This window comes from Planotetraspora sp. GP83, assembly GCF_041262585.1.
Taxonomy (GTDB): Bacteria; Actinomycetota; Actinomycetes; order Streptosporangiales; family Streptosporangiaceae; genus JAOEGB01.
Map to the genome: position 1 here is coordinate 109179 of NZ_JBGCBZ010000011.1, position 22315 is coordinate 131493.

Sequence of the window (22315 nt, forward strand, 5' to 3'; positions counted from 1 at the left end):
CCTGGCCTATCTCGTCGTCACGAACGCCTTCGCCGCGCTAAGGCTGTTGCCGATCCTGGGGATACCGGCGGGTGCATGGCGAACTCACCACGCTCGGCATCAAGGTGGCTCCGTCAACGGTTTGGGAGATCCACCTGCGTCATCAATGGTCACCCACGCTCGAGAAACGTGGAACGTCGCGGAAGCCGTTTCCGTGGAGGCACGCCGGGTGACACGGGCGAACCCGACCAGATTTGGCGGCCGGGGGACCTGTCAGAGGTCCCCGGCCGCTCATTCGTCGCGACACCGGAAGCTTATGGCACGTCGGCTCCAGGAACGCCCGCGCCACTTCCGCGGTCGTCGAGGACCAGGGCGGCCCGGCCATTGAAGGTGTAACGGACGTGTGTGACCTCCGGGGTGTGTACCACTCTGGTCGGCGTGAACTCCATCGCCTCCTTGTCGGCGAGCTCGAGGCCGGCGTCGAGCAGGCGCATCCCGGTGCCAAGGACGACCGGGACGATATGCAGTTCCAGCTCGTCCAGCAGGCCGGCCTTCAGAACCTGGCGTACCAGGCTGCCGCCCCCGGCAACGGCCACGTTCTTGCCCTTCGCTGCGGCGCGTGCCTGCTCCACGGCGCTGGCGATACCGTCGGTGACATAGGTGAAGCTGGTTCCGCCCTGACGTACAAGCGTCTCGCGGGGGCGGTGGGTCACGACGAATACCGGTGCGTGGAACGGCGGTTCCTCGCCCCAGGGCAACTCACCGCCGTCGGCCATGCGCCGTCCCATGACGTACGCCCCGGCCGCCTCGAACGTCTCGGCGATGATGTCGGAGTTGGTACTCCGCTCGCCGCCGGCGAAGCCCAGCCTCTCGCGCCAGGCCATGGCGTCGATCACCCACCGGGTGATCCGGAAGAAGCCGGCGGCCTCTGCCGACTCCATCCAGTTCCCGTCGCCGCTGTATAGCGGGCCGGCGTAGTAGCCGTCGAGTGACACGGACATCTGTGCCGTCACCTTTGTCATGTCGCTTCGCTTCCTCCGTCTGGCGGCACCCTGGCAGGTCCGCTCAATGACTGATCGGAGCCGCGGGCCGGATTTCTACATCGTCACGCCGGCACGTTATGGCGGCCGACGATAGGCCGACGATGCGCCCGCCGGCGATCGATACAGTTCAGGTCGCGCAGTGTGCGGCCCGCTGGACGAGGAAGCGCTGCTCGGACAGGCTGCCGGCCAGACGTGCGGCCGCCCGGTACGCCGCGGCCGCGTCGGCCGCCTCCCCGGCCCGCTCGAGGAGGTGGGCGCGGACGGCCAGCAGCCGGTGGTTGCCGGCGAGAACCCCCGACTCCAGTTCGCGCAGCAGCGCGAGTCCGGCGTGCGGCCCTCGCACCATTCCCAGGGCGACCGCCCGGTTGAGGGTGGTGACGGGATTGGGCGCGAGGCGCTCCAGGATCTCGTACAGCGCGAGGATCTGCGGCCAGTCGGTGGCCTCGACCGACGGCGCCTCGTCGTGTACCGCCGCGATGGCGGCCTGCACCTGATACGGCCCCAGCGGCCGGGTCGCGAGGGTGCGGGCGATGAGCTCGGTTCCCTCCGCGATGGCGGCGGTGTCCCACCGAGACCGGTCCTGCTCCGCCAGCGGCACGAGAACGCCGCCGGGCCCCGTTCGCGCCGCACTGCGGGCCTCGGTCAGCAGCATCAACGCCAGCAGGCCCGCGGTCTCGCCGGAGTCGGCCAGCCGAGCGTGCAGCCGGCGCACCAGGTGCAGGGCCTGCCGGGTGAGGTCAGGCCGGCGCAGTTGCGGGCCGACGCTGGCGCTGTAGCCCTCGTTGAACATCAGATACAGGACGTGCAGCACAACCGGCAGCCGGGGTCCGCCCTCAGGATCCGCAGGCAACTCGAACTGGGCTCCCACTTCCTGCAGGCGCTGCTTGGCCCGTGATATCCGCTGTCCCATCGTCTTTTCGTGCACGAGGAAGGCCGCGGCGATCTCGCCTGTAGTCAGTCCACCGACCGCCCGCAGCGTGAGCGCCATCTGCGACGGGACCGTCAAGGCGGGGTGACAGCACAGGAACAGCAGCTCCAGGAGGTCATCGCGGGCCGGCTCCGCATCCGGCGGCGGTGCGACCAGCGCGTCGCGCGGCATGGCGTCGAGGGCAGCCCACTCCCGACGCTCTCGGGCGCCGTCGGCCCGTACCTGATCGATGTAGCGCCGCGCGGCGACCGTATTGAGCCAGCCCAGCGGGTGCGCCGGGACACCGCTGCGCGGCCACGTGTCGCCGGCGGCGATCAGCGCCTCTTGCACCGCATCCTCACAGCGCGCGAAGTCACCGTACCGATGCACGAGCGAGCCGAGCACCTGGGACGCGAGTGTCCGTAGCAGCTCCTCGACCGGCTCCTCAAGCCTCAACGGTTGCCCAGCCGTGGTCCATCAGCGGCCACACCTCCAGCCCGCCGCCGTACCGCAGTCCCGGATAGGATCGCGCAATGTCCAACGCCCGCTGCTCGTCGTCGACGGAGACGACGAAGTAGGAGCCGACAAACTCCTTCGCCTCGAGGTACGGGCCGTCGGTGACGACCGCACCACTCTGCACCACCCGCACCGATCGCGGCCGGGGGATCAGCCCCTCAGCGCCGAGGAGCTCCCCGGACTCGCGCAACGCGTTGTTGAACGCGTCCACCTCATCGATCAGCTTGGCCAAGTCGCCGGGCGGCAGACTGTTCCAGACATCCTCGTTGCCGTAGATCAGCATCAGGTACTTCACCCTGCCGCCCTTCTCCTCGACGGCGGCCCGATGCCGCTTCCGGGAAAGGTCAATCCCTGCATCACGCCCTCGATTCTGCCCCAAGCCACGGCTTGAGCCCTTGCAGGGTACGGCACGCGGCGGCGGAAAACGGCTATCGGTAAACCAGGTGGTGACCATGCGAGCGCGGCCCGAACCGGAACATCCGGGCGAGCGGCCGGGCCGCTACTTCGCGGAATACCGCTCCACCGGCACGGTGGCCGCCAGCGGCTACGAGTACCGGCAGGCCTACACGGCCTACCTGGAGGTTCGCGACGGTCTGGTGACGATCTGGCGGGAGTACTTCAACCCGCTCCCGCTGCGCGAAGCCCTCGCGTCCGCCGGAGCCTGACGGGGTGGCGGGGTCGCGACGCGGCCCCGCCACTTCGATGCGGTGAAATGATGCCGCCTCCTTCGACATGTATGGGGCGTAACCGCACGTAGCCCACCATCGAAGGAGACCGAGAATGAGGATCGCCCGTGGGGCGTGATCAGAAGGCGCGGTTCGAGGCTGTCTACGCGGACACCTACGAACGGATCTTGGGATATGCCCTTCGCCGCTGCGACTCTCCCGAGGACGCCGCCGATGTCGTGGCCGAGACGTTCGCGATCGCGTGGCGCCGGGTGGACGCGCTGCCGTCAGGGGATGGAGCGCGGCTCTGGCTGTACGGCGTGGCGCGCAACGTGCTGGCCAACCACCGCCGCGGCCAGGTCCGCCACCGGTCGAGGAGTGTGGAGCTCACCGCCGAGATCGCCGACCTCTACACGCACTCGCCCGAGGGCAGCGTGGAACTGGGCGCGATCGGCCGAGTGTTCCGCGGCCTGTCAGACGAGGACAGGGAACTGCTCTCGCTGATCGCCTGGGAGTGCCTGGACCACGGCGAGATCGCCAAGGTCCTGGGCTGCTCGCGCAATGCCGTACGCATCCGGCTGTACCGCGCCCGCAAGCGCTTCTCCCGCGGGCTGCAGGGCGCCGGGGTCCACATCGCATCGTCGAGCCGGTTGGCTCTTGCCCGGAGGTCGCTGTGAACAACGTCCATGAGCTCATCGGTCGCCTCGCCCGAGTCGAGGACGAGGAACTGGCCGGGCGAGCGTCGGCCGCGGGGGCCCGGACGCTGCTGGCCTCGATCGTCATTGAGGAGTCGCGGGAGGCCACCGTCGCCAGGCTCCGCCCGTTCACCGCCAGGCGTCTCGTGGTGGGCATGACCGCCGCGGCGGTGCTCGCCGCCGCCGTCGTCGCAGGCCCGAGCATCCTGGGTGAGCGGCTCGGCAGCGCCACCTCCTACGCCAACGCCGCCGTCGCGATCCAGCGCGAAGGCGACCACTACGTCGCGCGGATCAAGGATCCCTTCGCCGATCATCAGGAATACACGGAGGCGTTCCACGCGGTCGGCCTGAAGGTCGATCTGCGGCTGGTCCCCGTCTCGCCCGGCGCCGTCGGGAAGGCGGTGGAATACGGCGTCGGCCTCGGCGAGGAAACGCGGACCGAGGACGCCAGAGCCGGGGACACGAGCCACGGCGACGTCGTCAGTGCGGGGACCGAGCCGGAGGGTTGCGAGGTGGGCCAGCCCGGCTGTTCCATGGTGCTCAAGATCCCCGAGCGATTCGCCGGGAACGCCTGGGTCAAGCTGGGACGGCAGGCCCTGCCTCAGGAGACGTACCAGAACCACGGCTCGGCCACGGACAGCGGCGAAATCCTCGCCGGGGTCCGAGTGGACGGGCGCGCGGTTGGCGAGGTCCTGGCCGAGCTGCGGGCACGCAAGGCAGCAGCGGAGTTCAGTCTCGTGCGGATCCACGCCGACAATCCCGACGTGCGAAATCTCGATGATCGCGAGGACCCGGACGGCGCTCCCATGACAACCCTGACCTTCGATCCGGTGCCCGGCGACAAGGTGGGGGCCGGCTGGACCGTCTGGGAGGCGGAGCCGGTGAAGGAGGGCGTCGTCCGGCTGCTCGTGACCCCCGAGCACCTCGATCACAACCCTCTCGATTAAGACTTCGAGGTCCCGTACGGCATGCCGTACGGGACCTTCCTGGCGCAGGCGGCCGGCAGGTCCTGGAGGTCCGGCGGCGGACTTAGTAGTAAGCCGAACCCCGAAACGGTCACGGTCGCGGTGCCGGGGTTCTTCACCCTGTACCGAATGCGGGAGGGCACGGACGCGATGCTGGCGGCGACGTACGCCGCGTGGTCGTTGGGGGGATGGAGACCGTGCCGAGGTACTGACCCCGGCAGTTGCCGATCTTCACCTCGACCGGCGCGGGGTTCTGTTCGAGCTTGACCAGCACGTTTCCTCGGTGAACGGCCGTGGGAATCAGCTCCGGGCTGAGGAAGATCTCGGCGCCCGGCTGCACCGTCGACCCAGGGTCACGGTGTCGGCGTAGGCGGGCGCCCCTGCCGCGATGACGAGTCCAGCCGTGGCCAGGGCGACGATCAGATATGACTGACGCATCGAGACGTGCTCTCCTTCTGTCATTTACGAGGTCGTTAACGAGTTCGTTGACCAATAAGGCAGAGTGATGTGAAAAGAGCGGCGCCCGTCTCGGCGTACGCCTGAATTGAGCGAGAATTACCCAGAGGGCGAATCACTCAATCTCCGCGCCCACCTCACTGGTGTTTCGAATAACCTCGTCGACGAATCCGTAGTCCCTCGCCTCGGTGGCGGTGAACCAGCGGTCGCGGTCCCAGTCCTCCTCGATCTGCTCCAGCGTCTGGCCGGTGTGGAAGGCGATCCGCTCGCGCATCATCTGCTTGGTGTAGAGCATCTGCTCGGCCTGGATGGCGATGTCAGCCGCCGTGCCGCCGAGGCCGCCGGACGGCTGGTGCATGACGACTCTGGCGTGCGGCAGGATGTACCGCTTGCCAGGCGCGCCAGAGCAGAGGAGGAACTGCCCCATCGAACCCGCTATGCCCATCCCGACGGTGGCGACGTCGTTGGGGATGTACTGCATCACGTCGTAGATGGCCATCCCGGCCGACACCGAGCCGCCGGGCGAGTTGATGTAGAGCCAGATGTCACGCCGGTCGTCGCCGGCGGAGAGCAGCAGCAGCTCGCCGCAGATCCGGTTGGCTACCTCGTCGTTCACCTCGCTGCCGAGCACGACGATCCTTTTGCTCAACAACCGCTGGTACAGCTGGTCCTCAAACACGGGCCGCGGACTGGCCATCTGTTCCACCTGCGCCTAATCTATTTTATGAATGACGAATCCATGCGACCATAACGCCGTCCGGCCCCGCGATTTCCACCTTTTCGCTGTGAGCGCTTTCCGCTGAGAGCGCAGCGCTGCTCAATCAAGCGGTTTCTTCCAGTACGGCCGCCGCGGCGCCGACGAGGCCGGTGTCGGAACCCAGGGCGGCCGGGAGGATCTCGATGCCATGGGTGAACGTCAAGGTCGCGTGGGCGCGCACCGCCTGGCGGAGAGGGTCGAGCAGGACGGCCCCCGCCTGGGCGACACCGCCGCCGATCACGGCGACCCGGATGTCGGTCACCGCCGCAGTGGCGGCGAGCACGACGGGGTGCCTCCGCATGGCCGACGCCGCGACCCCGGCCGCGGTGGGCACCGAGTGAGGTGAACACCTCGTCGAAGACCGCGGAGAATTTGGCGTCGCGGTCGCGAATGAGGAACCTGATGCGCTCGGCCCGCTCCCCCAGGTACATGACCAGATTGCGGGCCTGCTGAGCGGCCCAGGCTCCGGTCGGATGCGCTGTGACGCCCGCGACGCGAACGGCGCGTGTGGCGTGCTCGATGAAGAACAGAACGTAGAGCCGCTTGAGGAAGACTGTGTCGACGTGGAACAGATCGCATGCCCAGATGCCCTCGGCCTCATCACTGACCCGCATTAACGAGGTGATGTCCGGGACCGACTGGCCCTGGCCGGACATCATCACCACGATCGCCCGCCGCAGCTTGATCGGATCCTTCGCGGTCCGCGTGATCCGCTGCAGCTTGCGGCCTTCCTCTAGCTACTCCGTCAAGGCGTCATCGGGCGTATGGGCTAACCCGCGCCGGCTGAGACGCCTGAGGCAGTTTGAAGCCCTTGGCAAACAACCAGATGGGCAGGACCAGGAGTTCGAACAACCCGCCCGGAGCCAGCAAGAACACGCCCAGTCCCGTGTCCATGTCCAGGACACCGAAGAGGTCCAGCGGCACTCCCAGCAGAAGTAGGGCGTAGCCGATGAGTCCGAGGACCGCGATGGGCTGAGGGACTATTCTTGAAACGAACAGCAGGTAGGTAAACACCAGGCCGCCGATACCTGTGGGAATGTATACCCACAACATCGTATTGGGGACGGCTTGCAGCTGAGTCAACAGGTAGATGCCGCAGGTGGCGGAGACCGCGAACTCGACAACCCTCATTACCGGGTACCAGAGCGCCAGCTTTTGATTGAAGCCCTTTAGGACTCGGTACATGAGGAGGCCGATTCCTACCACGGCCAGGCCCGAGCACATCATGAGCGCTACGCCGGCCGTCAGCGCCGTTTTGTCGGGGTTACCGTCGATGAATGCCTGGGTGAGTGTAGCGCCGATCACGGCCAAGACCATCTGCAAGATGAACAAGGCTCCGACCGCGACCGCGATCCTTCGGGTTGTCATAACTGGACTGTCCTTTCTAAGTCTTTTGCTTGATGAGACCTTCACGGCCGGGGCCTGCAGCGCTGTCACCCGACATTGACCTAGCGGGCCGCTTGTTCGACACGCTCTCCTGCCCCTGGACCTGTGGTCAGCCGACGGCCGCTGATGAGCAGCCAGAAGATGAGCACCACTTCACCGGCGAAGGTGAACAGAGCGATGTCGAGCGAGTAACCCGAGACCAGCACCGCGCCGATCCCATCAGCGAGGTATCCGAGCCCGGCGACTACCAGCAGGATGCCGAGGACTCTCGGCATGAAACCGGACCGATACGCCAGATAGCCGATCAGCAGCCAGTGGAAGGAGAAGAGAACACAACGTCGAGCGGGACGCCGAACGTCTCGGTGATCCGGACCGCCATCCCCAGTGGTCGCCTCGGGCGTTGTCCTGGTCGCCTAACTCCTGCCGGGCCAGTCGGCCTGCGCGGACAGCGGCCGGGCCCTTGGGGAGGCCCTGCCGTCTCTTCGACGGTTAGGCGACGACGTCGCGGTCGGCGGGCGGGGTGCCAGCAGCGACCATTCCAGATGTGAGGGGGGAGGGCTTAAAGCCTTTGACCACCAACCAGACGCCAAGCGACCCCTCCCAAAGGAATATCGGGATGACCACGATGCCCGACAGCAGAGAGACTTGGGCGTAGAGGCCGAACATCACGGCGGTCGCGGAAAGGAAGAGCAGGGGGGCTCCGATAAGTCCCATCACGGGAATGATGCGTGGCACGAGCCGGGACCGGTACAACAAGTAGCCCAGCAACAGTGCGTTCACGGCCGGAATGACGCCGGGTCCGAGGAGAAACGTCCAGTTGTGGATCGCGACGAGCGCGTTTCCTGTAGTGATGAGCGAGGCCGCATCGGCTCCGGCGGCTCCGGCCTGCCGCAGGGTTACGACTGCGAAGAGGCTGATGATGCCGACGACGATGATGGCGGCTTCAAGGACACGAGCGGCGACAAAGCCAAGCGCGGCAGTTTCGTTCTGCCGTTTGACCACCGGAAACAGCACGACCGCGGTGCCTATACAGGCAAGGACGCAGATCACCTCCAGGAAGCCGCCCCAGAGCACGCCAGTGTCAGGACCGGGGCCGACGATGTAGTCCGGATGGTTCAGCACGGGGCCGTAGAGGATGAGTGCAGGGATCGAGGTGACAATGGTAATCAAGTAGAGCACTCCCGCGACGAGGGCGGTCTTCCTCATTGAGTCCATCGGGATTCGTTTCGTCGCTGTGGTCTGGACGATGATCGCCATGTCGGTCTCCTTTCGTCGTCAGTCCGTAAAACCAGGCGCCCATGGGGAATCGAGGTGCCCCTTGGGCCAGATTTCGTACCGTCCGGGGTTGTGATGATGGCCAGTCGATTCCGCTCACCATGTGGCCATCCATTGACTACCGCTGCTCCCTCTGAGCACCTGTCCAACGAAATGGGCTTAAGCGGACCAAGGCCGCCGCCGTGGCGGTACAGCGAGAGCATCTCCCTCGCCGACCAGTCCGAGGATGGTTCAGCGATGACGCCTAATGCGGACTCCTTTGGCGATGCATCGACGTCCACGCGGATCGGTCTTCCGGATCGGTCGAAGCAGGGGGCCGACCGCCTCGGAACCGCCGGCGCCGACGGTCAAACGCATTCCCCTTGAATCAACACCCGCCCGTACCGGGCGGAAACGGGCGATCAGCAAACGATTCATCAGCAGAACTGATTACTAGAGAGCTTTAAGGGCCGGAGTCATGTAACTGTCCCTGCTCTGGCGGGGTGACTGGGGACAGGTCTGGGCCTATGCCCGGTGCATGAGGTATCCCGATAACGGCGGGTTGACCGCCCAGGAGCGGCAGCGGCGGGAGCGGCTGCGATTACATGCGGCCGACCGGCTGGCGGTGCTGGAGGCCGAGCTGGAGACCGGTCCGGCGGCCTACGAGATCCAGGTCACCCTCGCCGACCGCAAGCACGGGCGCAGGCAGGGCCTACCCGACGCGGGGGCGCGCGAGCACCAGCAAGATCACTACTCCAGATGCCTCTACGGTTCAAGGGGATCGACAGCACACCCCGGCGGCGGGGACGTCGGGTAGGTGAACACATTGGAGGAACCCCCCGGTGGCTGGCAATCTGTGCGAGCGTGAGGAGTGGAGAGGTCGCTGTCGGGTCCAGGTATTTGATTTGCCGTCGTCGGCTCTCCGCGATGGTGAGGAGCGCGCCATGTGCGCGAATGCACTGCAGATCGCGTTACCCCCTGCGATTGAGGAGCTAACGGACAGGTTGAAGGTGTCCTATGCCGACCTGCTGACGGCCACGGTCGTCGAGGGGGTGGTCCGCGACTGCTACCAACCGTTCAAGTACGTCCGGATCACCAGCTACGTACCTATGTTCGTCGAGCACGACAGTCGCATCCGGCTGCGGCAACTCACCGAGTGCCACGTCCGGACCTCTCCACCTGCTCCTTCGCGAGAAATGTCCGGCGGGCGGCGAAGCCGCTCCTTCATGACCGCTCTGCGAAGTCTTCGGGCCAGGCTGACACGCTCGACGTAGCCGTCGCGAGCTGACGCTCGACGCCAGCGCGGGGTTGTACCAGGAACGGTCGAAGAAGACCGTCTCGCCGACCGCGGGCAGGCGGACGATGTAACGCTGGGAGTACCACTGGGTGCTCTCGCGCTCGTGGTCCGAAACGCCCACCGACCGGCGAACAACCTCAGACTCCGCATCTACATCCTCGGGTTCGGGTCAGTGAGACTGGGTCAGACTCGTACTTCCATTCGCAGGGTGATCGGTTGCGGTGATGGACCCTTCCCGGATCGGCTGTTTCCCGCACGGCACAGGTGGCGTTGGCTGAGGGGTGAACGAGTCCCACAGCCGGCGCTCCCGCTCCTGCGGACGACTCCTGCTACGACCGGTCCGGAAGACCGATCCCTGGCAGACATCGATTCACTGCTTAGGAGTTCGGTCATGGGCATTATCGCCTGGATCATTCTCGGACTCGTGGCTGAGCTGGTCGCCAAAATACTGGTCCCTGGCAGGGACCCCCAAGGACAGCAGTCGGCGCTCGGGCCGTTGGGCAGGCCGCAGGTGATGCTGCCAACCTCATCCCCAAGCTCACGCCCGGGCTCGCGGTCCGGCCCCGGAAGAGGCGATGGGTGATGCCCGTCGCCGGTGGTCTCGCCCTCATCGTCGTCGGGGCGATCCTCACCTTCGCCCTGTCGGACAGTACGGTAGGCGGCGTCGATCTGAACATCGTCGGACGAAGAGCATCAGCAGATGATCATGATGCCGTGAGCCGCCTTGGACCTGGCGCGGACCGTGCGCCGTCCGCTGGCCGACGTCTTCAGCGTCTTCAGCGACGATTCGTGATCTGTGAGCCGTGATCGAGGGCCGAAGGCCCCGCCACGGGCACCGGACGTGAGCCGTACGGCACGGCCACCGACCGCGCGCTCGGCAACGTCTTCACCAGCCTGGCTGGCCAGGCCTGGGCCGACTGGCTGTTCATGATCGGCCTGGCGGGCATCGGCACCGCCCTGATCCTCGGCGCGGGTATGCGCATCGTCGCCGCCGCCGGGGGACTGCTGCTGGTGCTGATGTGGGCGGCCGAGCTGCCGCTTGCCAGCAACCCGCTCATCGACGAGCACATCGTGTATGCGATCGTCCTGGTCGGGCTTGCGCTCGCTGGTGCTGGAGACACCCTCGGAATCGGCCGGTGGTGGAGCACCAGGCTGCTGGTCCGCCGCTACCCCATCCTGAAATAAGCCCTCGGGCAGGGCTCACATCATCTCCCGCCCGCCTCCTCGACTCGGGGAGGCGGGCGGCCGCGCTGCCTGGCGTCGTGCAGTCGAGGAGACGATGACCGACACGAATCAGACGGTTCCCGCGAGATCCGCACGACGAACCTCGCCCGCACAGGCCGCGAGCACGGGACGAAGGTCCACAGGGGGTATCCAGCCTCCCACTGAAGCTCCCACTGGGGCAGACCCTAGTGGGTCGGCGAGTCGACAGTGGTCGGCGCCGAGGGTTCGGTCACGGTCGTCTCCTTTGTTGGTCAGCTCTTCAGGCCTGACTGAAGTTCCGTCAGTGCGGTTGGTGGAATATGGCAGCGAATCTTGTGCCCGTTGCCCGTTTGCTGCCACGGAGGCGCCTCGGTGTCGCAGATCGATCCGATTTTGCGTGGGCAGCGGGATGCGAATCGGCAGCCCGGCTGATCGGCGGACGGTGGTGGCATCGGGCCGGTAAGGCGGATGCGGCTGACTTGTTCCGAGGAAGATTGCAGCCGCGGGATCGCCGACACGAGGGCCTCCGTGTAGGGGTGGTGCGGGGCGGCGAACACGTCGGCGGCGTCACCCACTTCGACGAGCCAGCCCAGGTACATGACGCCTATTCGGTCGGCGAGGAAACGTACTACCGCCAGGTCGTGGGAGATGAAGACATAGCTGGCGTCGCTCGTTCGCTGCGACTCCACGAGCAAGCTCAGGATCGAGGCTTGGACGGATACGTCGAGTGCGGAGACGGGCTCGTCGAGGAGAACGACGTCGGGGCTTCCGGCGAACGCGCGGCCGATCGCGACTCGCTGCTTTTGCCCACCGGACAGCCGCGTCGTCTTGGCCTCTACCTGCGCCTGATCCAGGCGGACGCGCCGTGCCAGTTCGAGGACCGTGGTGGCGCTGCCGAGTTTTTTGATGGCACGCTGCAAAATGAAGCGCACGCTGTGTCGGGGGTTGAGCGTGCTGTCGGGGCTCTGGAACACCATTTGGATGGCGCGTTTCACGTCGCGCGGGCGCCGGGACAGGCGGCGGGGAACGTCGTGTCCGTGCAACAGGATCTGGCCTGCGGTCGGCTCGACGAGGCCGGCGACGATGCGGGCCAGTGTCGTTTTCCCGCTTCCCGATTCGCCGACGAGGCCGAAAATCTCTCCTTCGCGGATTTCCAGGGAGAGATCGTGAACGACGGTGGTCTTCTTGTAGGTCTTGGTGACATTGCGCAGGTGTAAGACCTCGGGGCGCTGCTCGGTGACGGGGAACTCGTCGCCCGGTCCGGTCAGCGGTAGTGGCGATGCGTCGTCCGCGTGGTAGCAGCGCACCGTGCGGCCCTCGCCGAGAGCGATGAAAGGCGGTTCCTCGGCAAGGCAGTCGGATTGGGCCAGTGGGCACCGTTCCGCGAAGCGGCACCCTTGTGTCACCGTATCCAGGCTCGGCGGTGCACCAGGTATCGGGCGTAGGTAGCGGGTGTCCTTCGCATCGCCGAATCGCGGGATCGACGCGACCAGTGCGCGCGTGTAGGGGTGCTTCGGCGCGTGAAGCACTTCCGTCGCTGTGCCTTGTTCGACGACTCGCCCGGAGTAGAGGATTGTGACGCGGTCGCAGATCCGCGCGACCAGCCCGAGATTGTGGCTGATGAGCAGGATGGCGGTGTTCGACTGGCTTCGGATGGTGCCGATGAGGTCGACGATTTCGGCTTCGACGGTCGCATCCAGCGCGGTTGTGGGTTCGTCGAGGATGAGCAGTTTGGGGTTTGCGGCCAGCGCCATCGCGATGACGACTCGTTGCTGCTGCCCACCGGAGAGCTCATGGGGGTATCGGCGTGCCAGATGGTCCGGTTCGGGCAGGAGAACGCTGCGCAGCATCTCGACGGCTTGCGAGCGCGCTTCGTCCCGGGCAGTTGAGGTGTGGAACCTGAAGACCTCGGCGATCTGGTCTCCGACCCGCATGGACGGGTTGAGCGCCGAGCCGGCCTCTTGATACACGATGGCGACGTTGTTGCCGCGTTCGTGCGTGAGTGCGGCGTGGCTGAGCTGCGTCATCTCGACGTCGCCGACTCTGATGGTGCCGCTCGTGATACGGCCGTTGTCGGGGAGGTAGCGCAGCAACGAGAAAGCAAGCGTGCTCTTGCCCGACCCCGACTCGCCGACGATGCCGAGTGCTTCTCCTGGGCGGACCTCGAGCGACACGTCGCGAAGAACGGGGTAGGACTCGCCTCGGACCACGTATGTGACGTTGAGGTCCGTAACGGACAGCAGTGGCGGTTCTTGTGTCGCGGTGGTCACTTGAATGCCTTCCTGAGTCCGTCGGCTGCGAGGTTCACGCCGACGATGAACGTGGCGAGGGCGATGGCCGGGGCCAGCAGCGCCCACGGTGATATTTCGATGTAGGCGCGTTGTTCGGAGATCGTTCGACCCCAGTCGGGCGAGGGCGGCTGCAGGCCGAGGCCGAGGAACGACAAGGTCGCTGCCGTGAACACCGCATACCCCAGGCGGATCGTGGCTTCGACCAGGATCGGGCTGGTGACGTTGGGCAGCACCTCGATCACCATCGAGTAGAAGCCGCGTTCGCCGCGCATCCGGGCGGCTTCGACGTAGCCCTTCTGGACTTCGTCACCCACCGAACCGCGGACGGTCCTCGCGATCTGCGGGACGAAGAAGACGGCGATGAGGATGATGACGTTCAGCAGCGATGACCCGAGAATGCCCAGCACCAGCACCGCGACGATGAGCGTGGGAATCGCCATCAGCACGTCGACGGCCCGCATCACGAAGATGTCCACGATGCCGCCGTAATAGCCGGCGACCAGACCGAGGAGTGCGCCGAAGATGACGGCCAGGACGGTCGCGGCCGGAGCGATGAGGAGGACGGTCTGCGCGCCCGCGAGCACCCTCGACAGCACGTCCCGGCCGAGATTGTCGGTCCCCAGCAGATGAGTCAAGCTGGGCGGCTCGAATGAGTGGAACGGGTCGACCGCCTGCGGATCGTGCGGGACGACGAGCTGCCAGGCGACGCCGACGAAGACCCAGAACAAAACGATCACGACGCCAGAGATGAAGGTGGGGGACGTCAACAGGGTCTTGATGATGTAACGGCGGTTGCGTCGTGCGCGGTTCGCCTTGGCGTCGGCCGGGAATTCTGGCTGGCCGGGATCGTGCGGCGTCTCCCCGTTCGGCTCCGGCGCGGGGGTCTGGCGGGTGGTGGGCTGGTCGGTCACCGGGAGCCTCCGAGGCGGATCCGCGGCACGAGCACCGCGAAGAGCACGTCTGCCAGCAGATTGGCCAGCATGATGATCAGGCCGAGGGTCAGGGTCGCGGCTTGCACGACGGTGATGTCGTGGCCGGTCGCGGAATCGAGCAGGAGCTTGCCGATACCGGGATAGTTGAACAGGGCTTCGACGACGATGAGGCCGCCGACCAGATACGTGACCTGACCGGCGATCACGGCGACGGTCGGCGGCAGCGCGTTGCGCGCGACATGGCTGACAACGATGCGGCGCCGCGGCAGGCCCTTGAGAATGGCAGTGCGATAGTACGGCCGCGCGACTACGTCGATCGTTCCCGCTCGCGCCATCCGGGCGATATAGCCGAACAGGACGAACGCGAGCGGTATGGCGGGCAAGATCAGGTATTCCAAGCGTACGCCGAAACTCGAACCCGGCGGGGCCACGGCTGTGACCGGGAGCCAGTGCAAGCCGATGGCGAAGATCGACAACAGCACGACGCCGGAGACGAACTCCGGGATGACGGTGAGCGATACGCCACCTATGGAGACGAACTTGTCAAGCGGTCCGGCTTCTTTGAGCCCTGCCGCGATGCCCGCGATCACCGAGATCGGGACGATGGTCACGAACGCGACGGCGGCGAGCAGCAGCGAGTCGCCCAGCCGGCCCATGACCAGGGCGAAGACCGGCTCCTGGAGCAGCTGCGACTGTCCCCAGTCGCCGGTGACGAATCCCTTGAGCCAGGAGAAGTACCGGGTCCACAGCGGCTGGTCGGCGCCCAGTTTGTGATTCAGGATGGCGACCTGGTCAGCGGTCGCGTGGGGCCCGAGGATGGTTTGGGCGAGGTTGCCGGGAAGAACCTGACACAACACGAACACCAGCAGGGAGACCACCAGTAGTGTCAGTGCGATCTGGCCGACCCGGCTCAGCAGATAGTTGCGCATTGTTTCCCGGCACCTCGTCCGTGTGTTAGTGGCTGATCCAGGCGGAGGTCAGCACGATGTTCCCGATCGGCGAGGGCGTGATCCCGTGCACGTTCTTGTTAGTGGCCTGGGTGAAGTCCTGGAAGAACGCGACAACGACGGGGACCTGATCGTGAAGGATCCTCGCTGCCTGGGTCGCGATCTGCTGACGCTTGGCGGGATCGATGGTCGCGTCGTATTGGGCCAGCAGCGCGTCGAACTGGGGGTTGGAGAAGTGGGAGGAGTTCCACACACCCTTCGTGATCAGCGAAGCCTCGATCAGCTGCTCGGGGACTGGGCGCGTTCCCCAGGTCACAATGGTGAACGGCTCCTGCAGCCAGGGGGTGTTCGAACCAGTTCCGTAAAAGGCGTTCGAGGACAGCTGGTTAATGTTGATGTTGATTCCGGCCGGTGCGCAGTTCTGTTTGATGAGCGCGGCATAGTCTGGGACGCCGGGTTCGTCGTCGATCGTGAGGGTCGCGGTGAAGCCATGCGGGTATCCGGCCTGAGCGAGAAGGGTCTTCGCCTGGTCGATGTCACGGGTGCGCTGTGGGATGCCCTGCGGCTGAATCGAGTAGATCGGTGACCAGAGGTGATCGTTGGCGATGGTTCCCTTGCCTTGTGTAACTCCCTGCAGCGCACCCTGGCGGTCGATACAAAGCGCGACCGCCTGACGGACACGCACATCGTTGAACGGCTTCTGTGTGACCTGCATGTTCAGCGCCAGGTAACCCGCCGACGGGCCGGCGATCACGTTCACACTCGGGTTCCGGTACAGGGAGCTGTCGACGTCGATCGCCATGTCCACGGCCCCGCCGGTCAGGGCGAGCGCCTCGGCCTTCGGGTCGGAATAGTAGGTGATGTCGATCTGTGCCAGATACGGCTTCTGTCCCCAGTAGTCGTTGCGCAACTTCAGGGACGCGCGCTGCGCCGCCTGATAGCTGGTGAGCGTGTACGGGCCGGTGCCGACCGGATTCTTCAGCCAGTCGCCGGAGTAGTTCGCGGGCAGAATCACGGTGTTGAAGTTCGCCGGTGACACCAGATAGGGGAAGTCCGCATACGGGCGGTCCAAATGGAACACGACCGTGTCGTCACCGGCTGCTTGCACCTTGCCCTGGCCCAGGGTGCCCTCGAAGTTCGTCAGGGCACCGGAGCTGTTCTTCGGATCGAGCACCCGGTTGAACGAGGCGACGACATCCCGGGCGGTCATCGTCTGGCCGGTGTTGAACTTCACCCCCTGACGGAGGGTGAAGGTCCAATTCTGCGCGTTCGCGTCACTCTTCCAGCTGGCCGCAAGCTCCGGCTCGAGCGTCGACTTGGGCCCGACCACGTTGACCAGATACTGCGCGACCTGCTGCACCACGATGATCGACGACCCGTCCGCCATCGTGATCGGGTCGACCGCGGTCGACGGCTTGCCCGCGCCGACCCGGAGTGTCCCGCCGGGGACGGGCGTGGAGTCTCCGGACGAGCCGGATCCTCCACCGGCACCACTACAGCCCGCAAGAGCGAGCGCGGCAACGGCGATCGCGCCCACAGCGGCGCGCACGCCGTACAGAGGTCGCCGACGTCGCGGCGCGGGCGAGACTGCCTCTGGGGTATGGGGTTGCTGGTTCACATTTCTCCTCGCTGAGGCAGTAGAGGTTGTTGCGTCCAGTCCGTGCCGCTGGGTGCACAACGAACCAGGTACGGGTGTCCACGTCCCCCGGTGATGCATCGAAGGCTAGTCTGGGCTACCGTTGCGCGGTAGGTTATGCCACAGAGCGGTAGCAAGCAAGCAGATGACGGCATAACCGATTCAGAGGACGGACTAATGACAAAGGACGCGGATCCGGGCATTCGCACCCTGGACCGAAGCTTGAGCTTGCTCAGCTTTGTGGTGAACGCCGAGACTCCGCAGACTCTCGCCGAGATCGCAGCACAGTCGGGCCTACCCTTGAGTACGGTAGCGCGGCTGCTGAAAGGCCTGGAGGCGGCGAACTTCATCGATCGCGACTCCAGCGGGCGCTACATCACAGGGTTGACGTTCCTGCGTCTCGCCGCCGTTGCGATCAACTCCTCGCCCTGGCTGCGAATCGCGGAGCGCCATCTGCGCGGGCTCGCGTCGTCCACAGGTGAGTCTGCCTACATGGCCGTGCTGGACGAGACCGGAGAGAACGCCGTCTATGTGCTACGTGCGCCCAGCCCGAACCCCATCCGTCACTGGACCTCCTCGGGCCGCCCCGAACCCGTCGACCGTACCGCTATGGGTGCCGCTCTCCTCAGCAACGTCGGCCCTGAGGGTTACGTCGCCGTCGAAGGCGCAGTCACGCCCGATGTCACTGCGATCGCTGCGCCATTGTACGGATCCGACGGTAGCGTCCGCGCCGCCATCGCCGTCATCGGCCCGAGCTACCGGATCACGCCGGAGCAGGTGACCGTTCTCGGGGTCGCCGTTAAAGAACTCGCCGACCTTCTTTCCAAGGACGTGGACCGTTTGGTCCATCAAGGCGTCTAACCGACACGAACCGGATAGGACCATTCACCGCATGTCTAGCCTCCCTCCCGCCCCCGGCGCCCCGGTCACGCCGTCCAAAGTCGACGCGCTGCGTGAGCGCGCGCACGCCACGCTGGCAGGCCTGGCCGTCGGCGACGCGCTCGGCATGCCCACGCAGATGCTGCCGCGCAAGACCGTGGTTCGCCTGTTCCCCACGTTGACCGGGTTCGAGCCGGGCCCCCAGGAGAACCCGATCAGCCCTGGGCGGCCGGCCGGCGAGTACACCGACGACACACAGCAGGCGTTGATGCTGGCCCAGTTGCTCGTCGAAGGCCACGGCCGCATCGATGCCCACCGCTTCGTCGAGATGCTGGCCGCCTGGGCCAAGGAGGCTGAGATGAACGGGACCGAGCAGCTCGGCCCGTCATCCCGCAAGGCGATCGACGCGATCTTGAACGGTGCGGCCATCGACGATGCCGGCAGCTACGGCGCCACAAACGGTGCTTCGATGCGCATCGCTCCCATCGGCATCGCCTTCCGCGCCGATGATCTCGAGACCTTGATCGACCAGGTGCAGGAAGCGTGTGCGCCGACGCACAACACCGGCGTCGCCATCGCCGGCGCGTCAGCGGTGGCCGCCGCCATCTCCTACCGCCTGGAGGGGTGCTCCTTCGACGAGGCGCTGCAGGTCGCACTGGCCGCGGCCGAAGCCGGCGCGGAGCGGGGCCACCACTTCAACGGCTCCGATGTCGGAGAACGGATCAAGTGGGCCGTCGACTACGTCGCCGACCTCACCGTCGATCAGGTCATCGACCGCGTGTCTCGGCTTGTCGGCACAGGCGTGCAAACCCAGGAGACGGTCGCCGCGGCCTTCGCACTTGCCTCCCGATGGCCGAACGACCCCTGGCAGGCTTGCCTCGCCGCCGCCCAGCTCGGCGGCGACACCGACACCGTCAGTGCGATCACCGGCGCGATCACCGGCGCCGGTGTGACTCCAGAGGCGTTCCCCGATGGCGCCCTGGCCCACCTCGAGACGGTCAACAACGTAAATCTGCGGAAGATATCCGACTCCCTCGTGGATCTCCGCCTCGCAACCGTGAACCGATGACGACCACCGCGACGTTTCCGTCCTTCCCGATCAGCAGACTCGTCCGGGTCGGCAGTGCGATCGTGGACATCCTGCTCTACGTCGACCACTTGCCCACACGGGGCGGCGACGTCATCTCCTCGAGTTACCTGCACGCCACAGGAGCCGGATTCAACGTACTCGTTGGCGCGCGGCGCCTCGGCCTGCCCGCCGCGTACGGCGGCTTGATCGGCGACGGCCCGCACGGAGTGAAGATCGCCGCCGATATGGACGAGGTCGGTATTCACCGGCTTCTTCCGGTTCGTTGTGGCCAAGACAGCGGCTTCTGCGTCGGTTTCATCGAGCCCGACGGGGAGAGAACCTTCGCGACGATGCCCGGTGTGGACGCCACCATCGGGACCAACGATCTCGCTATGTTGCCGATCGCGGCCGGCGACGCCGTCTGCGTGTCCGGCTACGACCTCTGCTATCCCGTGTCCGGCGAGTCGATAGCCTCGTGGGTCGGAACCCTCCCGCCGACCACGTTCCTTGTCTTCGACCCAGGCCCGCTCGTGTCCAGCATCCCCCGGGACCGGTTGTCCCGCATCCTCAACCGGGTCGACATCCTGAGCGCGAACATGGCCGAAGCAGCAGCCCTCACCGGGCTCGACGAGCCGGCTGCCGCCGCGGTAGCGCTGGCAGCCCGAGGCGTCGCGGTCATCGTCCGTGCCGGCGCCAGCGGTGCCTGGATCGCCTCCGGCACCGAGGTCGCCCACGCGCCGGCCCGGAGGACAACCGTTGTGGACACCACCGGGGCCGGCGACTCGCACCTTGCGACGCTCGTCGCCCGTCTCGCGGTCGGAGATGACCTCTACCGAGCCGCCCATTGGGCCAACGTCGCCGCGTCGCTCAACGTCGAGCGACGCGGCCCCAGTGCCAAGCCCACCATGAACGAGATCGTCGACGCGGCAACCCGGACACCGGAATTCACCTGGCTGGTCGCCGGCCGAGGGGATCAACCGCTGTCATGATCGACTCGAACGACAGGCCCGCGTACTGGCTGGAGCAACTCGTCCATCGCCCACAGCGGCGCCTCGACATCTGTGTGCAGGTCTTCGCCTCGGCGATCGCCGCCTACAGGGCACCCTATGAGGCGTATGACCCGGACCTGGCACAAGTGTGGCCGGACTCGTACTCACGGCCGGTACTCGAACGCCTGTCGAGCTTGCTACCCCGGATAAGTGAAGCGGAGTTCAACTATCAGGCCCCGGTGAGCTTCCGTGTCGTGCCCCGTGTCCTCATGAGCGCCAATCGCCTGGTATCCCGCGCATCCACGCTCGCGACCTCGATCGGGGCCCCGACGCGGCCTGTGCCGCCCTCGATGGTGACTCCTGTCCTGGACCAATATGTTGCCCTGTGGGCAGACCTCGCCCTGCTCGCCGACAAGATGCATGCCGCCTTGCCGCGTGAGGGCGGCAACCCGTCTCCCCTGCTGCACGAATCCGCCCTCGCCGTCGACCAGGCCCGCGGCCGGGCGCGCCGTACCCCCATGGTCCTGCACTACCGCCCCGAGTCCATCCTCCCCGACATCCCCGACGCGAAAGCTCAGGCGGCGCACGCCGCCGAAGCCGCGGGCCGGGACGCCGGCAGAGCGTTCGCCTGCCTCGCGATCGGGGCCCTCGCCGCAGCCAACACCGACGATCGCGAGAACCCGTTGCAGCCACTCCACGACCGAGTGCGGGCCCTCCTGAAACGCTTCAACCACGTTGAGGCTGCCCGTGAGCTCGCGGACGATTTCGAGTCCGAGATATCGCAACCGGAGGAAGCGTGACCCTCACCCTGCGCGGCAAGGAGAGCTTCTCCCTGGAGTCCTTCGAGGCGGTAGCGTTCCATGGAGAGTCCGTCACGCTCAGCGAAGAAGCGCGGCAGTCGATCACCCGGGGCCACGAGGCATTCCAGCGCTTCCTGGAGCAGAACGCAGGGAAGTTCATCTACAGCGTCACCAGCGGCAGCGGACCCGACGCCAAAAAGCAGTACTCCCTCGACGAGGCCCGTGCCCGGCTGGCGACGCAACCGTGGGCCAAGCTGTCCTTCGGAGGCCCCGACCTTCCCAGCTATGTGTCCCGCGGCACGATCTTCTGCCAGCTCGCGATCCTGATCGAAGGCCACACCGCGATGGATCCCCGCAAGGCGGAAGCCATCGCGCGAATGCTCGACGGCGACGTTCCCAGCCTGCCCGAGCGAGGACTCACCGCCGGCGGCGAGCTGATGTCGCTGTTCACCTTGTTCAGCCACCTCACCCTCCAACCCGATCACGGGCTCGGAGCGGGCAACGGCGATAACGGATCTCCCCTGAGCGCAGCGATGGCGGCCTGTGCCGCGATCTTGTCACCGCGGCGGCTCGCCTTCGTGGAGCGAGTCCTGGCCCTGCTGCTCACCGCGCTCGGCTGCACCGATCTCGCCGCGGCCGCGGCCACACAGAGGCACTGGGATGACGCGGACGAAACGGGCGCGCGGCGATTCGCCGAACTGGGCGGCGAGCCGTCCGGGCCTAATTCGCCGTCCGCGCTTGAACTGTTCGCTTCCGTCTTCTATCTCGTGAGCGCCGCACGACGCGCCGTCGCCAACCTCCAGGAGATCGCTGAACTGTGCATGCACGAGCGCGGTTCCAACCCCTCGTATCTGCCCCCGTCCCCCCGTCACCCGTTCGGGCGCGTGATTTCCCACGGCGGGTACCACAACGCGCTTGTCGCACCAGCGCTCGACGAGATGGCAACAGCATGGACCAATCTGGGATCGATGCTGCACCTGTTGATCATCCGGGCTCATCAAGGGTGGGCGTCGGGACTGCCCGACAGGCTTCTTCCGCCCGGAACCAACTACGTGACCGGGAGTTCCACAACATATCTTGAATACGTACCCAACGACTTCGTCGCTGAAATGCAACGTCTCGCCCAGCCCACTCTTCTTAATCCGTGGGAGCTAGCGGCATCCACACAGGACGACGTCGGCATCCCCGCTCCACTTGCGTTCAGGATGGAGCGCCAGGTCGCCGCCTGCTTTGACGCAACCGTGGTCACCGCCGCCGTCACGGCCTCTCAAGCACTGTCATTGGGGAATACGCCCCTTGAGCGCGAACAGGGTGCGCTGCTCGATGCAATCCGAAAGCTATTTCCCGTGGTATCCAGCCTCCGCAATCTCGGCGACGAGCAAGCGAAAGCACTGGCATCGATGTCGGCCGCCATCGAAGCGGGCGAAGGCCCATTGGCGCCCTACACCATCCGGCAAACCACACCCTCATCTAGGCTCCCTTGACATCCGATCGCTAACCCAACAATCCACAGCAGCCCCTCGATAAGGGCAACAGGCGACGTCCCCCCTTTTGAACCTGTCGGTGCCGAAAAACTCGCTGCTGCTCCGCCATGCGGAAGGCAAGGGACCCGGCGAGCCGCTCTTCTCTCGTTTCACCGCGGAGACGCA

Annotated in this window: 22 protein-coding genes and 2 pseudogenes; 11 read left to right on the plus strand and 13 right to left on the minus strand. The window is 66.1% G+C overall.

What is annotated here, in order from left to right; all coding sequences use genetic code 11:
* Nucleotides 1-293: 293 nt before the first annotated feature.
* The 3 genes from ABH927_RS17435 to ABH927_RS17445 form a co-directional block, all read right to left on the minus strand.
* The gene (locus ABH927_RS17435) at nucleotides 294-1001 is read right to left on the minus strand and encodes a dihydrofolate reductase family protein (protein ID WP_370022736.1); all 708 of its coding nucleotides are present in this window, start codon (nucleotides 999-1001) and stop codon (nucleotides 294-296) included.
* 148 nt (nucleotides 1002-1149) lie between these two features.
* Nucleotides 1150-2385: an RNA polymerase sigma factor gene (locus tag ABH927_RS17440; RefSeq protein ID WP_370022738.1), complete on the minus strand. Its 1236-nt coding sequence runs from the start codon at nucleotides 2383-2385 to the stop codon at nucleotides 1150-1152.
* Entirely contained in the window at nucleotides 2375-2740 is a 366-nt protein-coding gene (locus ABH927_RS17445) for a YciI family protein (RefSeq protein WP_370022740.1), read from the minus strand. The genes ABH927_RS17440 and ABH927_RS17445 overlap by 11 nt, the downstream gene beginning before the upstream one ends.
* Before the next feature lie 157 nt (nucleotides 2741-2897).
* Here ABH927_RS17445 and ABH927_RS17450 point away from each other — a divergent pair, with 157 nt between their 5' ends.
* The 3 genes from ABH927_RS17450 to ABH927_RS17460 all read left to right on the plus strand — a co-directional run bounded on the left by ABH927_RS17450 (nucleotide 2898) and on the right by ABH927_RS17460 (nucleotide 4752).
* Nucleotides 2898-3110 (plus strand): nuclear transport factor 2 family protein, encoded by a 213-nt coding sequence (locus ABH927_RS17450; protein ID WP_370022742.1) that lies wholly within the window; start codon nucleotides 2898-2900, stop codon nucleotides 3108-3110.
* 128 nt (nucleotides 3111-3238) lie between these two features.
* On the plus strand, nucleotides 3239-3787 hold the full coding sequence (locus ABH927_RS17455; protein WP_370022744.1) for an RNA polymerase sigma factor: 549 nt from the start codon (nucleotides 3239-3241) through the stop codon (nucleotides 3785-3787).
* Nucleotides 3784-4752, plus strand: a complete 969-nt coding sequence (locus ABH927_RS17460; protein ID WP_370022746.1) for a hypothetical protein — start codon at nucleotides 3784-3786, stop codon at nucleotides 4750-4752. The genes ABH927_RS17455 and ABH927_RS17460 overlap by 4 nt, the downstream gene beginning before the upstream one ends.
* A gap of 589 nt (nucleotides 4753-5341) precedes the next feature.
* On the opposite strand, the gene ABH927_RS17465 is transcribed toward ABH927_RS17460, so the two are convergent.
* The 5 genes and pseudogenes from ABH927_RS17465 to ABH927_RS17485 form a co-directional block, all read right to left on the minus strand.
* Complete coding sequence (locus ABH927_RS17465) at nucleotides 5342-5923, minus strand: ClpP family protease (protein ID WP_370022747.1); 582 nt, start codon at nucleotides 5921-5923, stop codon at nucleotides 5342-5344.
* 124 nt (nucleotides 5924-6047) lie between these two features.
* Entirely contained in the window at nucleotides 6048-6317 is a 270-nt protein-coding gene (locus ABH927_RS17470) for an ROK family protein (RefSeq protein WP_370022749.1), read from the minus strand.
* Nucleotides 6318-6736: 419 nt separating this feature from the next.
* Entirely contained in the window at nucleotides 6737-7420 is a 684-nt protein-coding gene (locus tag ABH927_RS17475; RefSeq protein WP_370022750.1) for a DUF4386 domain-containing protein, read from the minus strand.
* 11 nt (nucleotides 7421-7431) lie between these two features.
* Nucleotides 7432-7689, minus strand: a pseudogene (locus ABH927_RS17480) (DUF4386 family protein); the annotation flags it as partial.
* 169 nt (nucleotides 7690-7858) lie between these two features.
* Nucleotides 7859-8626 carry a DUF4386 domain-containing protein gene (locus ABH927_RS17485; protein WP_370022752.1) on the minus strand — a complete coding sequence of 256 codons (768 nt, stop codon included), beginning with the start codon at nucleotides 8624-8626 and terminating at the stop codon, nucleotides 7859-7861.
* A 535-nt stretch (nucleotides 8627-9161) separates the two neighbouring features.
* Here ABH927_RS17485 and ABH927_RS17490 point away from each other — a divergent pair.
* Together ABH927_RS17490 and ABH927_RS17495 are read left to right on the plus strand one after the other, a co-directional pair.
* Nucleotides 9162-9440: a hypothetical protein gene (locus tag ABH927_RS17490; protein WP_370022753.1), complete on the plus strand. Its 279-nt coding sequence runs from the start codon at nucleotides 9162-9164 to the stop codon at nucleotides 9438-9440.
* 127 nt (nucleotides 9441-9567) lie between these two features.
* Nucleotides 9568-9897 (plus strand): three-helix bundle dimerization domain-containing protein, encoded by a 330-nt coding sequence (locus ABH927_RS17495; RefSeq protein ID WP_370022755.1) that lies wholly within the window; start codon nucleotides 9568-9570, stop codon nucleotides 9895-9897.
* A gap of 66 nt (nucleotides 9898-9963) precedes the next feature.
* Here the strand turns inward: ABH927_RS17495 and ABH927_RS17500 are convergent.
* Nucleotides 9964-10041 (minus strand): annotated as a pseudogene (locus ABH927_RS17500) (hypothetical protein); the annotation flags it as partial.
* A gap of 806 nt (nucleotides 10042-10847) precedes the next feature.
* On the opposite strand from ABH927_RS17500, the gene ABH927_RS17505 reads away from it, so the two are divergent.
* Entirely contained in the window at nucleotides 10848-11105 is a 258-nt protein-coding gene (locus ABH927_RS17505) for a hypothetical protein (protein WP_370022756.1), read from the plus strand.
* Between the two features lie 290 nt (nucleotides 11106-11395).
* On the opposite strand, the gene ABH927_RS17510 is transcribed toward ABH927_RS17505, so the two are convergent.
* The 4 genes from ABH927_RS17510 to ABH927_RS17525 are packed head-to-tail and all read right to left on the minus strand — an operon-like array spanning nucleotide 11396 to nucleotide 16911.
* Nucleotides 11396-13480 carry a dipeptide ABC transporter ATP-binding protein gene (locus tag ABH927_RS17510; RefSeq protein ID WP_407072832.1) on the minus strand — a complete coding sequence of 695 codons (2085 nt, stop codon included), beginning with the start codon at nucleotides 13478-13480 and terminating at the stop codon, nucleotides 11396-11398.
* The gene (locus ABH927_RS17515; RefSeq protein WP_370022759.1) at nucleotides 13390-14325 is read right to left on the minus strand and encodes an ABC transporter permease; all 936 of its coding nucleotides are present in this window, start codon (nucleotides 14323-14325) and stop codon (nucleotides 13390-13392) included. The genes ABH927_RS17510 and ABH927_RS17515 overlap by 91 nt, the downstream gene beginning before the upstream one ends.
* Nucleotides 14322-15275 (minus strand): ABC transporter permease, encoded by a 954-nt coding sequence (locus ABH927_RS17520; protein ID WP_370022761.1) that lies wholly within the window; start codon nucleotides 15273-15275, stop codon nucleotides 14322-14324. Before ABH927_RS17520 ends, ABH927_RS17515 begins: the two co-directional genes overlap by 4 nt.
* 25 nt (nucleotides 15276-15300) lie before the next feature.
* Nucleotides 15301-16911 (minus strand): ABC transporter substrate-binding protein, encoded by a 1611-nt coding sequence (locus ABH927_RS17525; protein WP_370022763.1) that lies wholly within the window; start codon nucleotides 16909-16911, stop codon nucleotides 15301-15303.
* Nucleotides 16912-17106: 195 nt separating this feature from the next.
* On the opposite strand from ABH927_RS17525, the gene ABH927_RS17530 reads away from it, so the two are divergent.
* The 5 genes from ABH927_RS17530 to ABH927_RS17550 are packed head-to-tail and all read left to right on the plus strand — an operon-like array spanning nucleotide 17107 to nucleotide 22150.
* A complete protein-coding gene (locus ABH927_RS17530) occupies nucleotides 17107-17790 on the plus strand; it encodes an IclR family transcriptional regulator (RefSeq protein ID WP_370022765.1) in 684 nt (227 codons plus the stop codon).
* Nucleotides 17791-17821: 31 nt separating this feature from the next.
* A complete protein-coding gene (locus ABH927_RS17535) occupies nucleotides 17822-18877 on the plus strand; it encodes an ADP-ribosylglycohydrolase family protein (RefSeq protein WP_370022767.1) in 1056 nt (351 codons plus the stop codon).
* Entirely contained in the window at nucleotides 18874-19866 is a 993-nt protein-coding gene (locus ABH927_RS17540) for a PfkB family carbohydrate kinase (protein ID WP_370022769.1), read from the plus strand. Before ABH927_RS17535 ends, ABH927_RS17540 begins: the two co-directional genes overlap by 4 nt.
* Nucleotides 19863-20666, plus strand: coding sequence for a hypothetical protein (locus ABH927_RS17545; protein WP_370022771.1), 804 nt, complete (start codon nucleotides 19863-19865; stop codon nucleotides 20664-20666). Before ABH927_RS17540 ends, ABH927_RS17545 begins: the two co-directional genes overlap by 4 nt.
* Nucleotides 20663-22150 (plus strand): aromatic amino acid lyase, encoded by a 1488-nt coding sequence (locus tag ABH927_RS17550; protein ID WP_370022773.1) that lies wholly within the window; start codon nucleotides 20663-20665, stop codon nucleotides 22148-22150. The genes ABH927_RS17545 and ABH927_RS17550 overlap by 4 nt, the downstream gene beginning before the upstream one ends.
* Nucleotides 22151-22315: the final 165 nt, after the last annotated feature.

Excerpts from the sequence above, each read along its gene's own strand:
- ABH927_RS17435 (WP_370022736.1), bottom strand. The coding sequence starts at position 1,001 with ATGACAAAGGTGACGGCACAGATGTCCGTGTCACTCGACGGCTACTAC.
- ABH927_RS17450 (WP_370022742.1), top strand. The coding sequence starts at position 2,898 with ATGCGAGCGCGGCCCGAACCGGAACATCCGGGCGAGCGGCCGGGCCGC.
- ABH927_RS17465 (WP_370022747.1), bottom strand. The coding sequence starts at position 5,923 with ATGGCCAGTCCGCGGCCCGTGTTTGAGGACCAGCTGTACCAGCGGTTG.
- ABH927_RS17485 (WP_370022752.1), bottom strand. The coding sequence starts at position 8,626 with ATGGCGATCATCGTCCAGACCACAGCGACGAAACGAATCCCGATGGAC.
- ABH927_RS17490 (WP_370022753.1), top strand. The coding sequence starts at position 9,162 with ATGAGGTATCCCGATAACGGCGGGTTGACCGCCCAGGAGCGGCAGCGG.
- ABH927_RS17495 (WP_370022755.1), top strand. The coding sequence starts at position 9,568 with ATGTGCGCGAATGCACTGCAGATCGCGTTACCCCCTGCGATTGAGGAG.
- ABH927_RS17505 (WP_370022756.1), top strand. The coding sequence starts at position 10,848 with ATGATCGGCCTGGCGGGCATCGGCACCGCCCTGATCCTCGGCGCGGGT.
- ABH927_RS17520 (WP_370022761.1), bottom strand. The coding sequence starts at position 15,275 with ATGCGCAACTATCTGCTGAGCCGGGTCGGCCAGATCGCACTGACACTA.
- ABH927_RS17530 (WP_370022765.1), top strand. The coding sequence starts at position 17,107 with ATGACAAAGGACGCGGATCCGGGCATTCGCACCCTGGACCGAAGCTTG.
- ABH927_RS17535 (WP_370022767.1), top strand. The coding sequence starts at position 17,822 with ATGTCTAGCCTCCCTCCCGCCCCCGGCGCCCCGGTCACGCCGTCCAAA.
- ABH927_RS17540 (WP_370022769.1), top strand. The coding sequence starts at position 18,874 with ATGACGACCACCGCGACGTTTCCGTCCTTCCCGATCAGCAGACTCGTC.
- ABH927_RS17545 (WP_370022771.1), top strand. The coding sequence starts at position 19,863 with ATGATCGACTCGAACGACAGGCCCGCGTACTGGCTGGAGCAACTCGTC.